This window comes from Luteimonas cucumeris (assembly GCF_007830035.1).
Classification (GTDB): Bacteria; Pseudomonadota; Gammaproteobacteria; order Xanthomonadales; family Xanthomonadaceae; genus Luteimonas_C; species Luteimonas_C cucumeris.
Genome location: NZ_VLKN01000001.1, coordinates 312,353 through 325,515, shown reverse-complemented (window position 1 = coordinate 325,515; position 13,163 = coordinate 312,353). Strand labels below are relative to the sequence as shown.

General features: G+C 64.0%; 14 protein-coding genes. 3 read left to right on the top strand and 11 right to left on the bottom strand.

Annotation, left to right across the window (positions count from 1 at the left end):
- Nucleotides 1-13 precede the first annotated feature (13 nt).
- Nucleotides 14-1,315: a sensor histidine kinase gene (locus tag IP90_RS01515; RefSeq protein WP_425477048.1), complete on the top strand. Its 1,302-nt coding sequence runs from the start codon at nucleotides 14-16 to the stop codon at nucleotides 1,313-1,315.
- Between the two features lie 193 nt (nucleotides 1,316-1,508).
- Here IP90_RS01515 and glmU read toward each other — a convergent pair whose 3' ends face one another.
- A complete protein-coding gene (glmU, locus tag IP90_RS01510) occupies nucleotides 1,509-2,873 on the bottom strand; it encodes a bifunctional UDP-N-acetylglucosamine diphosphorylase/glucosamine-1-phosphate N-acetyltransferase GlmU (RefSeq protein WP_144897845.1) in 1,365 nt (454 codons plus the stop codon).
- Nucleotides 2,874-3,005: 132 nt separating this feature from the next.
- Between glmU and IP90_RS01505 the strand changes: the two genes are divergently transcribed.
- On the top strand, nucleotides 3,006-3,389 hold the full coding sequence (locus IP90_RS01505; protein ID WP_144897844.1) for a GtrA family protein: 384 nt from the start codon (nucleotides 3,006-3,008) through the stop codon (nucleotides 3,387-3,389).
- Between the two features lie 140 nt (nucleotides 3,390-3,529).
- Here IP90_RS01505 and IP90_RS01500 read toward each other — a convergent pair whose 3' ends face one another.
- The 9 genes from IP90_RS01500 to IP90_RS01460 form a co-directional block, all read right to left on the bottom strand.
- Complete coding sequence (locus tag IP90_RS01500) at nucleotides 3,530-3,952, bottom strand: F0F1 ATP synthase subunit epsilon (RefSeq protein ID WP_144897843.1); 423 nt, start codon at nucleotides 3,950-3,952, stop codon at nucleotides 3,530-3,532.
- Nucleotides 3,953-4,087: 135 nt separating this feature from the next.
- The gene (gene atpD, locus IP90_RS01495; RefSeq protein ID WP_144897842.1) at nucleotides 4,088-5,512 is read right to left on the bottom strand and encodes a F0F1 ATP synthase subunit beta; all 1,425 of its coding nucleotides are present in this window, start codon (nucleotides 5,510-5,512) and stop codon (nucleotides 4,088-4,090) included.
- A gap of 136 nt (nucleotides 5,513-5,648) precedes the next feature.
- The gene (gene atpG / locus IP90_RS01490; protein ID WP_144897841.1) at nucleotides 5,649-6,512 is read right to left on the bottom strand and encodes a F0F1 ATP synthase subunit gamma; all 864 of its coding nucleotides are present in this window, start codon (nucleotides 6,510-6,512) and stop codon (nucleotides 5,649-5,651) included.
- A gap of 118 nt (nucleotides 6,513-6,630) precedes the next feature.
- On the bottom strand, nucleotides 6,631-8,181 hold the full coding sequence (atpA, locus tag IP90_RS01485; RefSeq protein ID WP_144897840.1) for a F0F1 ATP synthase subunit alpha: 1,551 nt from the start codon (nucleotides 8,179-8,181) through the stop codon (nucleotides 6,631-6,633).
- Nucleotides 8,182-8,320: 139 nt separating this feature from the next.
- On the bottom strand, nucleotides 8,321-8,848 hold the full coding sequence (locus IP90_RS01480) for a F0F1 ATP synthase subunit delta (protein ID WP_144897839.1): 528 nt from the start codon (nucleotides 8,846-8,848) through the stop codon (nucleotides 8,321-8,323).
- Between the two features lie 3 nt (nucleotides 8,849-8,851).
- Nucleotides 8,852-9,322: a F0F1 ATP synthase subunit B gene (locus IP90_RS01475; RefSeq protein ID WP_144897838.1), complete on the bottom strand. Its 471-nt coding sequence runs from the start codon at nucleotides 9,320-9,322 to the stop codon at nucleotides 8,852-8,854.
- Nucleotides 9,323-9,383: 61 nt separating this feature from the next.
- The gene (atpE, locus tag IP90_RS01470; RefSeq protein ID WP_144897837.1) at nucleotides 9,384-9,659 is read right to left on the bottom strand and encodes a F0F1 ATP synthase subunit C; all 276 of its coding nucleotides are present in this window, start codon (nucleotides 9,657-9,659) and stop codon (nucleotides 9,384-9,386) included.
- A gap of 60 nt (nucleotides 9,660-9,719) precedes the next feature.
- Nucleotides 9,720-10,580, bottom strand: a complete 861-nt coding sequence (atpB, locus tag IP90_RS01465; protein WP_242007443.1) for a F0F1 ATP synthase subunit A — start codon at nucleotides 10,578-10,580, stop codon at nucleotides 9,720-9,722.
- 57 nt (nucleotides 10,581-10,637) lie between these two features.
- Nucleotides 10,638-11,018 (bottom strand): hypothetical protein, encoded by a 381-nt coding sequence (locus tag IP90_RS01460; RefSeq protein ID WP_144897836.1) that lies wholly within the window; start codon nucleotides 11,016-11,018, stop codon nucleotides 10,638-10,640.
- An 814-nt stretch (nucleotides 11,019-11,832) separates the two neighbouring features.
- On the opposite strand from IP90_RS01460, the gene IP90_RS01455 reads away from it, so the two are divergent.
- Nucleotides 11,833-12,627, top strand: a complete 795-nt coding sequence (locus IP90_RS01455; protein ID WP_425477054.1) for a TonB-dependent receptor — start codon at nucleotides 11,833-11,835, stop codon at nucleotides 12,625-12,627.
- A gap of 84 nt (nucleotides 12,628-12,711) precedes the next feature.
- Here IP90_RS01455 and IP90_RS01450 read toward each other — a convergent pair whose 3' ends face one another.
- Nucleotides 12,712-12,948, bottom strand: a complete 237-nt coding sequence (locus tag IP90_RS01450) for a galactosyldiacylglycerol synthase (RefSeq protein ID WP_144897834.1) — start codon at nucleotides 12,946-12,948, stop codon at nucleotides 12,712-12,714.
- Nucleotides 12,949-13,163 lie beyond the last annotated feature (215 nt).

Genomic DNA, 13,163 nt, shown 5'->3' with positions numbered 1-13,163 from the left:
TCCGATGCGCTGGTTGCGCCGCATTTCCCTGAGATTGAAATTCGCGGCGCTGGCCATCGCCTACATGGCCGCGAGCGCTGCATTGTCGCTGTTGCTGCGGCAATGGATGGCGCCTTGGCTGGCCGCCGTCGCCGCCATCGCGCTGCTGTTGCCGCTGCTGGCCTATCACGTGCGCCGTGCCTTCGCGCCGATGAACTCGCTGTTCCGCGCGCTTTCCGGCACCGTGGCCAGCTATCGCGACGGCGATTTCAGTTTCGGCCTGTCATGGCATGGCAACGACGAACTGGGCGAACTGGTCGACACCCACAACCAACTGGGCGATGCCCTGCGCGAACAACGGCTGGGGCTGGTGCAGCGCGAACTGCTACTCGACACCATGGTGCAGAACACGCCGGTGGCGATGCTGCTGCTGGAACCGGAAGGGCGCGTCGTGTTCGGCAACCTGTCCGCGCGCAAGCTGCTGGGCGAAGGCAGGCGTCTGGAAGGCCATGATTTCCAGGCGTTGCTGGAACTGGCGCCGGCCAGCCTGCGCGATGCGTTCGCGCGCGGTGGCGATGCCCTGTTCGCGGTCGGCACCGAGGATGACGAAGAGCTTTACCATCTCGCGCGCCGCAGTTTCCGTCTCAACGGTCGTCGCCACGAACTGCTGCTGCTGCGCCAGCTCACCACCGAACTGCGCCGGCAGGAAGTGCAGACCTGGAAGAAGGTCATCCGCGTGATCAGCCACGAGCTGAACAACTCGCTGGCGCCAATCGCATCGCTGGCGCATTCGGGCGCCGAACTGCTGCGCCGCGGGCAACCGGAGCGACTGCCCGAGGCGCTGGCCACGATCGAGGATCGCGCCCGCCATCTGGAAAGTTTCATCCGCGGCTACGCGCGCTTCGCCAAGCTGCCGTCGCCACGCGCCGAGCCGCATCACTGGCCGCGCTTCATCGCGCAACTGCGCTCGCAGGTGGAATTCGTACTGGAGGGCGAGGAGCACTCGAGCCACGCCCGCTTCGACAGCGCCCAACTCGAACAGGCGCTGTTGAACCTGCTCAAGAACGCGCACGAATCCGGCTCGGCGCCACAGGAAGTGAAGCTCGCGCTGCGGCGGCTGCCCGACGCCTGGCGCATCGACGTGCTCGATCGCGGCAGCGGCATGAACGAAGCCGTGCTGTCCAACGCGCTGCTGCCGTTCTACTCCACCAAGCGCAACGGCACCGGCCTGGGCTTGGCGCTGGCGCGCGAGATCGCCGAGGCCCATGGTGGCCGCATCGCCCTGCTCAACCGCGAAGGCGGCGGACTATGCGTGAGCATGGTGTTGCCGGACTGAGGCTGGGCTGGGGGCTGGGGGCTGGGAAGAGCTTGTTTTTTGCCCCCTTTGAAAGGGGGCGAATCGGCCGCAGGTCGATGGGGGATTTGCTGTTGCGGTTGCTGTGAACGGCAAGATCAAAAGCAAATCCCCCGTAGCCCCCTTTTTCAAAGGGGGCAAAGCAACAGGCCGTCCCTAGTCCCCAGCCCCCAGCCTATTTCTTCTTCGGCCGATGCCAACCCTCGATGGTCGCTTGCCGCGCACGCGCCACGGTCAGTTCGCCTTCCGGTGCGTCCTTGGTGATCGTCGATCCGGCCGCGATCGTCGCATTCGCGCCAATCGTCACCGGCGCCACCAGCGCCGAATTCGAGCCGATGAATGCACCATCGCCAATGATCGTCGTGAACTTGTTGATGCCGTCGTAGTTGCAGGTGATGGTGCCCGCGCCGATGTTGACGCGCGTACCGACCACCACATTGCCCAGGTATGTCAGGTGGTTGGCCTTGCTGCCCACGCCCAGCTTCGCGTTCTTGGTCTCGACGAAATTGCCGACATGCGTGCCCTCCGACAACACCGTGCCGGGCCGCAGCCGCGCATACGGGCCGATGTGCGCGACGCCCTCGCTGACCGCGCCTTCCAGGTCGCAGTGAGCGCGCACCTCGGTGCCTGCGGCCAGGCGGGTATCCTTGAGCCGGCAGAACGGTCCGATACGCACGCCGTCGCCGAGTTGCACGCTGCCTTCCAGCACCACGTCCACGTCGATCTCGACATCGCTGCCGACCGCGATCTCGCCGCGGATGTCGACGCGATCGACATCGGCAAAACGCACGCCCTGCACGCATAGTGCGCGCACCGCCCGCCGCTGCCAGGCGCGTTCCAGTTGCGCCAGTTGCCAAGGGTCGTTGGCGCCTTCTGTTTCGATGGCATCGGCCACCAGCACCATCTCCGCCGCGTCGTATTCCGTCGCCGCCTGGGCGAAGATGTCGGTCAGATAGTACTCACCTTGCGCATTGTCGTTGGACAGCGCTGCCAGCCATCGCTTGAGCGCGATCGATTCCACGGCGAGGATGCCGGTATTGACGATGCGGATGCGACGCTGCTCGTCGTCGGTGTCCTTGTGCTCGACGATCGCCGCGACCCGGCCCTCGGCGTCGCGCACGATGCGGCCATAGCCGCTGGGATCATCGAGTTCGGCGACCAGCACCGACAGCTTGCCGGGGCTATCCAGCAGGCGCTGCAAGGTGGCGGTGGTGATCAGCGGCACATCGCCGTACAACACCAGCACCTGCGCGCCGTCGGCAATACCCGACATCGCCTGCTGCACCGCATGGCCGGTGCCGAGCTGCTCGGTCTGCTCGGCCCAGCGCAGATCGGATTGGGTGGCGAAGGCCTCACGCACCTGCGTGCCGCCATGGCCGTGGACGACATGGATGGCAGCCGGCCGCAGCGCGCGCGCCGCCTCGATCACATGCGCCAGCATCGGACGTCCGGCGATCTTCTGCAGCACCTTGGGCAGCTTTGACTTCATCCGCTTGCCCTCGCCCGCGGCGAGGATGACGACGTGCAGAGGCGCGGTCATGTCGATTCCTGGTCTGGCAATGTCGGGATTCTAACGGGCACCGCTGATAGCATGCGCATCAGCCCGATATTCATCTCGCATGCCGCCGCACGACTTCGACCTCCATCACCCGGCATCCACCGAGCCTGCGCCATGAGCCTGGGCAGGCAGGGCCGGCACTATCTCGTGATCGGCGGCATCCAGTGGCTGCTCGACTGGGCGGTGATGGTCGCGCTGAGCCATTTCGGCATGCATGTCGCGACGGCCAACATTGCCGGCCGTGTGAGTGGCGCGCTGCTGGGTTACTGGCTCAACGGCAAGCTCACCTTCGCCGGCGACGACACGACGCTGGGACGCACGCAACTGCAGCGTTTCATCCTGATGTGGCTGTGCACCACCGTGGTCAGTACCTGGGCGATGAGCGCGATCGACCATCACCTCGGGCTGAAATGGGCCTGGCTGGCAAAGCCCGGCGTAGAACTGGTGCTGGGCGTGATCGGCTTCGTGCTGTCGCGGCACTGGATCTACAAGCGGTGATTGTGGGGCCGTGATTCGTCATTGGTGAGTCGCCATTGGTCAAAAGCAAAGGCCCCGTCGAGGGGCCTTTGCAATGCCACCAAGCAATCGCTGGCGACCCGCTCTTGCGAATCACGAATCACCAATGACGAATCACGCCCTCAATGCTTGAGATTCTTGCGCAGGCGCTCCAGCGCCTGCAGCTGCGCGCTGACTTCGGCCAGCTTGGCCTGCGCCTCGGCGACTTCCATCGCCTCGCCGCGGTTGGCCAGTATCCGCTCGGCTTCCGCCTTGGCGGCCAGCACCGACGATTCGTCGAGGTCGGTGCTGCGCACGGCCGAGTCGGCCAGTACGGTCACGACCTGCGGCTGCACCTCGAGGATGCCGCCGTTGACGGTGAAATCGAGCTTCTCTCCGCCCGGCAGCGTCACGATCAGCTTGCCCGGCTTCAGTCGCGTGATCAGCGGCGCATGGCGCGGCGCGATGCCGAGCTCACCCTGCTCACCGGTGGCGACGATCAATTCTGCCTCGCCATGGAAGATTTCCTGCTCGGCGCTGACGATGTCGCAACGGATGGTGCTCATTGTTTCGCTCGCTCTGCTCGCTCAACGTGATTGGTGATTGGAAATACGTGATTGGAAAATGCGGACTTTCGTCACTTCGTGAATCTGGCGCCCTCTCGAATCACCAATCACGAATCACCGAAGAAGATTTCCGCTTTAAGCGGAAATCTTCTTGGCCTTCTCGATCGCTTCCTCGATGCTGCCGACCATGTAGAAGGCCTGCTCGGGAATGTGGTCGCACTCACCATCGACGATCATCTTGAAGCCGCGGATGGTGTCCTTCAGCGACACGTACTTGCCCGGCGAGCCGGTGAACACTTCGGCCACGTGGAACGGCTGGCTGAAGAAGCGCTCGATCTTGCGCGCGCGCGACACGGCCTGCTTGTCCTCTTCGGACAGCTCGTCCATGCCAAGGATCGCGATGATGTCCTTCAGCTCCTTGTACTTCTGCAACGTGGCCTGCACGCGGCGGGCAGTGTCGTAGTGCTCGTTGCCGATCACGTTCGGATCGAGCTGGCGGCTGGTCGAGTCCAGCGGATCGACCGCCGGGTAGATGCCCAGCGCGGCGATGTTTCGCGACAGCACGACGGTGGCGTCAAGGTGGGCGAAGGTGGTCGCCGGCGACGGGTCGGTCAGGTCGTCCGCGGGCACGTACACGGCCTGGATAGAGGTGATCGAACCGGTCTTGGTCGAAGTGATGCGTTCCTGCAACACGCCCATCTCCTCGGCGAGCGTGGGCTGGTAGCCCACCGCCGACGGCATGCGGCCCAGCAGCGCCGACACTTCGGTGCCGGCCAGCGTGTAGCGGTAGATGTTGTCGACGAAGAACAGCACGTCGCGGCCCTTGCCGTCCGCGTCCTTCTCATCGCGGAAGTACTCGGCCATGGTCAGGCCGGTGAGCGCGACGCGCAGGCGGTTGCCCGGCGGCTCGTTCATCTGGCCGTACACCATCGCCACCTTCGACTCCTTCATGTTCTCCAGCTTGATGACGCCAGCCTCGGCCATCTCGTGGTAGAAGTCGTTGCCTTCGCGGGTACGCTCACCGACGCCGGCGAACACGGAAAGACCCGCGTGTTCGGTGGCGATGTTGTTGATCAGTTCGAGCATGTTCACCGTCTTGCCCACGCCGGCGCCGCCGAACAGGCCGACCTTGCCGCCCTTGGCGAACGGGCACATCAGGTCGATCACCTTGATGCCGGTTTCCAGCAACTCGTTGGTCGAGGCCTGGTCTTCATAGCTCGGTGCCGAGCGGTGGATTTCCCAATGCTCGGTCGCTTCGACCGGGCCGGCTTCATCGATCGGCTCGCCGAGCACGTTCATGATGCGGCCCAGGGTGCCCACGCCCACCGGAACCGACACGGCCTTGCCGGTGTTCTCGGCGACCAGGTGGCGCTTGAGGCCGTCGGTGGAACCGAGCGCGATGGTGCGCACGATGCCATCGCCCAGCTGCTGCTGCACTTCCAGCGTGATGGCGGTGTTCTGCACCTTCAGCGCGTCATACACGCGCGGCACGCTTTCGCGCGGGAATTCGACGTCGACGACGGCGCCGATGATCTGGACGATCTTGCCCTGGTTGCTCATTTTGTCGCTCCGATTACCTGTTTCGTTGCCGGTTTTCACCAGCGTGTTCGTTGTCTTGTGATTCGTGATTTGGATAAGCGCGAACTGCTGCTGTTTCCAATCACCAATCACGAATGACCAATCACGGTAGCTACCGTCAGACCGCCGCGGCACCGCCGACGATCTCGGAAATCTCCTGCGTGATCGCCGCCTGCCGGGCCTTGTTGTAGACCAGGTTCAGCGTTTCGATCAGTTTGTTGGCGTTGTCGCTGGCCGCCTTCATCGCCACCATGCGCGCGGCGTGCTCCGACGCCACGTTCTCCATCACCGCCTGGTAAACCAGGGACTCGACGTAACGGGTCAGCACGTGCTCCAGCACGGTCTGCGCGTCGGGTTCGTAGATGTAGTCCCAATCGTGGTGCGCGACCGGCTGGTCGGATTCCGGCAACGGCAACAGCTGGTCGAAAGCGGCGCGCTGGGTCATGGTGTTGACGAAATCGTTGTAGCTCAGGAACACCTTGTCGACCTTGCCGGCGCTGTAGGCGTCCAGCATCACCTTGACCACGCCGACCAGCTGTTCGACATGCGGCTGGTCGCCCAGGTGGGTGACCGTGGCCAGCATGTTGACCTTGATCCGGCGGAAGAACACAGAGGCTTTCTGGCCGATGGTGACGACGTCGACCTCGATGCCCTGCTCGTGCCACTTGCGGATCTCGCCAAGCAGCTTGCGGAACAGGTTGTTGTTGAGGCCACCGGCGAGGCCGCGATCGGACGACACGATGATGTAGCCGACGCGCTTGATGTCCTTGCGCTCGACCAGGTAAGGATGCTGGAACTCGGAATTGGCCTGCGCCAGGTGACCGATGACCTGCTTCATGGCGCGCGCGTACGGACGCGAGGCCTTCATACGGTCCTGCGCCTTGCGGATCTTGGAAGCCGAGACCATTTCCAGCGCGCGCGTCACCTTGCGGGTGTTCTGCACGCTCTTGATCTTGGTTTTGATTTCTCTGCCGCCGGCCATCTTCTGCTCGCTCTGCTTGCCGTGATTCGTTATTGGTGATTCGTGATTCGAGAAGGCAAAGCCCTATCCGAAACGTGAATCACCGCATTACGAATCACCAATCACCAATCACGCCGGTTCAGAATGAACCGGTAGCCTTGAAATCCTCGATGCCCTTCCTGAAGCCGGCCTCGATTTCGTCGTTCCAGTCGCCGCTGGCGTTGACCTTGTCCAGCAGCTCGCCGGAAGTGTTGGCGAAGTGCGCGTGCAGCGCCTCTTCGAACGCGCCGATCTTGCTGACCGGCACATCGTCCATGTAGCCCTTGTCGACCGCGTAGATCGACAGGGACTGCTCGGCCACCGACATCGGCGCGTACTGCTTCTGCTTCATCAGCTCGGTCACGCGCTGGCCGCGCTCAAGCTGCTTGCGGGTGGCTTCGTCCAGGTCGGAAGCGAACTGGGCGAACGCGGCGAGCTCGCGATACTGGGCGAGCGCGATGCGGATGCCGCCCGACAGCTTCTTCATGATCTTGGTCTGGGCCGCGCCACCGACGCGCGACACCGAGATGCCGGCGTTCACGGCCGGACGAATGCCGGCGTTGAACAGGTCGGTCTCAAGGAAGATCTGGCCGTCGGTGATCGAGATCACGTTGGTCGGCACGAACGCGGAAACGTCGCCGGCCTGGGTCTCGATGATCGGCAGCGCGGTCAGCGAGCCGGTCTTGCCCTTGACGGCGCCGTTGGTGAACTTCTCGACGTAGTCCTCGTTGACGCGCGCGGCGCGCTCGAGCAGGCGGCTGTGCAGGTAGAACACGTCGCCCGGATACGCTTCGCGACCCGGCGGGCGGCGCAGCAGCAGCGAGATCTGGCGGTAGGCCACGGCCTGCTTGGACAGATCGTCGTAGATGATCAATGCGTCTTCGCCACGGTCGCGGTAGAACTCGCCCATGGTGCAGCCGGAGTACGGCGCGATGTACTGCATCGCGGCGGATTCGGCGGCGGCGGCGGCGACGATGATCGTGTGTGCCATCGCACCATGCTCTTCGAGCTTGCGCACGACGTTGGCGATCGAGCTGTTCTTCTGGCCGATCGCGACGTAGATGCACTTAACGCCGGTGCCCTTCTGGTTGATGATCGCGTCGATCGCCACCGCGGTCTTGCCCGTCTGGCGGTCGCCGATGATCAGCTCGCGCTGGCCGCGGCCGATCGGAATCATCGAGTCGATCGCCTTGTAGCCGGTCTGCACCGGCTGCGACACCGACTTGCGCGCGATCACGCCCGGGGCGATGGTTTCCACCGGCGCGGTCTGCTGCGCGTTGATCGGACCCTTGCCGTCGATCGGCTCGCCGAGCGCGTTGACGACGCGGCCGAGCAGTTCCGGGCCGGTCGGCACCTCGAGGATGCGCCCGGTGGTCTTGGCGGTATCGCCTTCGCGCAGGTGCTCGTAGTCGCCCAGCACCACGGCGCCGACCGAGTCGCGCTCCAGGTTCAGCGCCAGCGCGTAGGTGTCGTTGGGCAGTTCGATCATTTCGCCCTGCATCACGTCGGCCAGGCCGTAGATGCGCACGATGCCGTCGGACACGCTGGTCACGGTGCCTTCGTTGCGCGCCTCGGCACTGAGCTTGACCTTCTCGATGCGGGTCTTGATCAGTTCGCTGATTTCGGACGGGTTGAGCGTGGTGGTTGCCATTTTCTCGTTTCCTGATTCGTGCACCGCGGCTTGCGGCATACGTTTTCGATTTGCGTTTCGTGATTCGTGATTGGCGATTGGTGATTCGAGGGCGGGTGCCGCTCTGCTAATCACGAATCACGAATCACCAATCACGGCTTCACTGCGCCAGCGCCGACTGCAGCCGCGACAGCTTGCCGCGCAAGGAACCGTCGATGACCACGTCGCCGGCGTCGATCACCGCGCCACCGATCAGTGCCTCGTCGACCGACGTCTCGATCTCGACCTCGCGGCCGAACCGCTTCTTCAGTGCCGCCTTGATCGTGTCCAGTTCGCCCGCCGGCAGGGCCGCGGCCGAGGTCACCCGGGCCTTGACCACGCGCTCGGCGTCGGCACGCAGTTCCTCGAACAGGCCGGCGATCTCCGGCAACAACGCCAGGCGACGGTTATCGGCCAGCAGTGCGAGGAAATCGCGGAAGGTCTGGCCGGCGCCATCGGGCGACAGCAGCGTCACCGCATCGGCGTCGGTCAGGCCGGGGTTGCCGAGCAGCGAGGCGACCTGCGGATCGGTTGCGACGCGCGCGGCGAAACCGAGCGCGTCGGACCACGGCGCGAACTTGCCCTCGTCGCGCGCGATCGCGAAGACGGCGCGGGCATAGGGACGGGCGAGCGTGAGGGCCTGGCTCATGCGTCAGATCTCGGCTGCGAGTTCGTCGAGCAGCGCCTTGTGGGCGTTGGCATCGATCTCGCGACGCAGCAGCTTCTCGGCACCGGTCACGGCCAGCGTGGATACCTGCTTGCGCAGGTCCTCGCGGGCGCGGTTGGAAGCCGCGGCGATTTCGCTTTCGGCCAGCGCCTTCTGGCGCGCGCCTTCGGCGATCGCCTCGACCTTGGCCGCATCGACGATCTGGTTGGCGCGCTGGTGCGCCTGCTCGATGATCTCGTTGGCCTTGGTGCGGGCAAGCTTCAACTCCTCGTTGACCTTGTCCTGCGCCTGGGCCAGCGCCTTCTGGCTGTTGTCGGCCGCGGCGAGGCCTTCAGCGATCTTCTGCTGGCGCTCCTCGATGGCCGCGATGATGTGCGGCCAGCCGAACTTCATCACCAGCCACGCGACCGCGAAGAACGCGAATCCCTGGATGACGAATGTGAGGTTGATATCCATTACTTGACTCCAGACACCGGCACGTCTTGCGTGCCGGCGATCACCAGACCGTTATGCCGAATCAAGCGCCGATGGTGTTGAGGAACGGATTGGCGAAGATCAGCAGCAGCGCGATGGCGACGCCGATGATCGGCACCGCGTCGAGCAGGCCGGCGACGATGAACATCTTGGTCTGCAGCATCGGGGTCAGCTCCGGCTGACGCGCCGAACCTTCCAGGAACTTGCCACCGAGGATGGCGAAACCGATCGCGGTGCCGAGGGCGCCGAGGCCGATCAGCAGGCCGGCCGCGATGACCGTGAACTTCGCCACTTCGGCGTAGAGGGCAATGTTTTCCATGGTGTGTCTCCGTACTGCTCTGTAGGTTTGAAGAAAGAAGGGTGGAACGGTGGATAGGACTTAGTGGCTTTCGGCCGCCATGCTCAGGTAGACGATGGTCAGCATCATGAAGATGAAGGCCTGCAACGTGATCACGAGAATGTGGAACGCGGTCCAGATGAAGCCGGAAATGAACTGCAGCGGCATCATCACGTAGGTCAGCCCGCTGGACAGGCTGGCGCCCAGCGTCATCAGCGCGATCAGGATGAAGATCAACTCGCCGGCATACATGTTGCCGAACAGTCGCAGCGTCAGGCTGAGCGGGCGCACAAGTTCCTCGATCACGCGCAGCAGCAGGTTGAATGGCGCCAGCAGGACCTTGCCGAGCGCGCCCTCGGCGTGGAACGGCGCGGTGAAGGCTTCCTTGATGAAGGTGCCGAAACCCTTGTGGCGGATGCCGAACACCTGGATCAGCAGGAACACCATCAGCGACAGGCCCAGCGTGGTGTTGAGGTCGGCGGTCGGCACGGCGCGCAGGTACGGCACGCCCGCGGCGCCGGCGGCGGCCGGCGGCCAGTCGACCGGGATCATGTCCATGAAGTTCATCAGGAACACGACGCAGAAGATGGTGATCGATAGCGGCGCGATCAGCTTGCTGCGACCGTGGAAGGTCTCGCGCACGAGGCCATCGACGAAGCCCACGACCATCTCGACGAAGGCCTGGAATTTGCCCGGCACGCCGGCAGTGGCTCGGCGCGCGGTGCGGATGAACACGAGCAGGAACAATGCCGACAACGCCAGCGTGATCAGCACGCTGTCGAGGTTGATCGTCATGAACTTGCCTTCTCCGACGTGCCACTGGAGATGGTGCAGGTGATGCTGGATGTATTCGGTGGCCCCACCGCCCGACTCGGGGGAATGACCGGTGCTTTCGACGATCACGCTATCAGCCTTTCGTTTGCGTTCGTTGTTTACAGCCGCTTGTCCACCGCCGGTCCTTCAACGACCGGTCGGATGGAACCGAAGATTCAAAGCCAACAGATAAGCCAGCAATGCCGCCGCCAGCCCCACCACCATCGGAAGCGGCGGCAGGCGCCAGACTCCCAATGCGACCGCGAAGATGCCTATCGCGATCGACCATTTCAGCAGCGTACCCAGCAGCAACCGCGCCAACGCGACCCGCGCCGGCATGATCCCCCCGAGCGACACCCCCGCTGCCAGCGCATTGCCCAGGGCCAAGGCGCCACCACCGATCCCCGCTGCCAGCGCATGCCCCGGCCCCTGCGCCAGGAACGCCAGCGCGGCCAACAAGGCGACAGCGGCCTGGACAGCCGCCGCGCGCAGCGCCGAACGGCGGCCAGCAGCGATGGGGTCGTGCACGCTCGGCCCTGTTCAGCTAGCGGAGATGGGGCGCTAAACCGCCCCGCGGAGCCGCAAAAGTATAGCAGCCGCCCTTTTTGAGCAGCAACCGCTGCAAGTCCCGTCCTGCACTCGGAAACGGCGGTCCCCGTTCAGCGGAACCTTTGCCGGAGGCCCGGGTCAGTGCTTGTGAGGCCTGCCCAACACCTCGTCGATCCTTGTGGCAGGCCCTAGAAGCCCCGGCTCAGGCCGGGGCTTCGCCTTTTCTGCAGGTGAGAGCGTCCTTGGTGTCGGCTGCGACCAGACGGTCGCCGTGCGATCGAGCACGGAACTGCCGGCCGGGCATTTCAATCGAATATATCGGCTGCGTCCGCTCGACAGGGCTCGTGTAGCAGGCCGTGCACGTCGGGCGTTGGGTCGTTGCTGTCGTCCATATCGATTTCCGCAATGAAGATCACAGGCATCGGCGTAGCGCATCTCGCGTAGCGACAGCACGACATCCGCATCAATGCGCAGATGCGCCGCCCATTGCCGTCGTGCTGCTCGTGCACCATCTGCGTGGGTTGTCCATCCGAGCTGCGAATCGACCAATGTGCGCGATCGGCTGGATGCTGGAACCCTGAATCGCGCAGACACAGTTGCGTTGCATGCGGACCACCGCCTCGCGACTCATCTTGTCGCCGCACGACATGGTTCATGGGCATGGCGCTGCAGCGGCATCAACGAAAATATCAAATCGATTTCACGACGGATGAATCACGCGCCAGTCATTAATGCGCTGCGCGACGCATGCACGCGCATTGCCTTCCTTACGACACGGAGCAGCGATTTGATTCTGAAGAAGACGACTCTCGCACTCGGCCTCGCCGGCGCACTCGCGGCATTGCCCGCACAAGCCGACGACGACCGCTTCGTTTTCCGCATCGGCGCGATGCATGCCGATGCGCAAGGCACGCTGAGCGCCGGCACGCAGTTCGCAGGACAACCCTATCGGTTCGAACAGGACTTCGATTTCGGCGGTGCGGAACTGGTGCCCAGGGGCGAGGGCCTGTTCAAGTTCGGCGATCGCCACCGGCTGCTGTTCAATTACTTCAACTACGACAAGGACCGGCGTGAGACGCTGGACCAGGCTATTTCGTTCGACGACATCACCATTCCCGCCGGCAGCTTCGCCAAGGCCGAAGCCCAGTTCGAGCTGGCCGGCGCGGTGTACGACTACGCCGTCGTGGAAACGCCGACGACCAGCTTGGGACTACAGATCGGCGTCCAGTACGCCAAGCTCGAAGCCAGGCTCCATGCCGAGGCCGGTCCTTACCGTTACCAGGATCGCGCCGGCGACGATAGCTACGCACCGGTCGTCGGCCTGCGCTGGACCGCATCACCCAACGATCGTTGGCGTTTCGTGGTGCAGGGCCAATACCTGAACGCCGATTGGGGCAACTTCGGTGACTACGAAGGCGACATCAGCCGCGCCAATGCCATTGCCGAATATCGCTTCACCGAGCGCTTCGGCGTGCACCTGGGCTACGACTGGTTCCGCATCGATGCCAACCGCAGCGGCCGCGATGGCATGCTCGGCCTTGACCAGCGCTTCAAGGGTCCGATCGCGGGCGTGACCTTCGCGTTCTGATCTGGCCGACAGGGTCGAACCCTTATCAAACCGTCGAGCAGGCCCGGCCCTGCTGAAATCGGCACAGCCCGCGGCCCTGCAGGATCAATCGGCTTCCCAGCGGATGTCCGCCTCGCCATGGAGGTCCAGTGCCGACTTGATCGCATCCAGCAGCGTCGACGATGCGCCGGCGTCGGTGAGCATCAGGAACGTGTCGTTGTTGACGTAGTAATCGCGGTCGCGGCTGGACTCCTCCTCGAACTGCGCGATCAGCAGGTCGACATCGTCCTGGCTGATGTGACCGAGCAGGCGATTGGTGGCCTTGTCATAGAGCTTGGGCATGCGAACACTCCCTGTGGAATGGGCTAGAAGCCGTTATACGGGACATTCCACGACGCCGTCATCCCAAGCGCAGTGAGGGACCTGTTGGCTCATCCTCCGGCGGAATCGAGAAAAAGCAGGTCCCTCACTGCGTTCTGAATGACGGATATTCAGTTGGTTGCCTTCCCACGCAGCAGAAGGCGACGACGACGAAACTTGCCGCAACGCCGCCGCAA

Coding starts and splice junctions, on each gene's coding strand:
- glmU (WP_144897845.1), bottom strand. CDS start 2,873: ATGACCGCGCCTCTGCACGTCGTCATCCTCGCCGCGGGCGAGGGCAAG.
- IP90_RS01505 (WP_144897844.1), top strand. CDS start 3,006: ATGAGCCTGGGCAGGCAGGGCCGGCACTATCTCGTGATCGGCGGCATC.
- IP90_RS01500 (WP_144897843.1), bottom strand. CDS start 3,952: ATGAGCACCATCCGTTGCGACATCGTCAGCGCCGAGCAGGAAATCTTC.
- atpD (WP_144897842.1), bottom strand. CDS start 5,512: ATGAGCAACCAGGGCAAGATCGTCCAGATCATCGGCGCCGTCGTCGAC.
- atpG (WP_144897841.1), bottom strand. CDS start 6,512: ATGGCCGGCGGCAGAGAAATCAAAACCAAGATCAAGAGCGTGCAGAAC.
- atpA (WP_144897840.1), bottom strand. CDS start 8,181: ATGGCAACCACCACGCTCAACCCGTCCGAAATCAGCGAACTGATCAAG.
- IP90_RS01480 (WP_144897839.1), bottom strand. CDS start 8,848: ATGAGCCAGGCCCTCACGCTCGCCCGTCCCTATGCCCGCGCCGTCTTC.
- IP90_RS01475 (WP_144897838.1), bottom strand. CDS start 9,322: ATGGATATCAACCTCACATTCGTCATCCAGGGATTCGCGTTCTTCGCG.
- atpE (WP_144897837.1), bottom strand. CDS start 9,659: ATGGAAAACATTGCCCTCTACGCCGAAGTGGCGAAGTTCACGGTCATC.
- IP90_RS01450 (WP_144897834.1), bottom strand. CDS start 12,948: ATGCCCAAGCTCTATGACAAGGCCACCAATCGCCTGCTCGGTCACATC.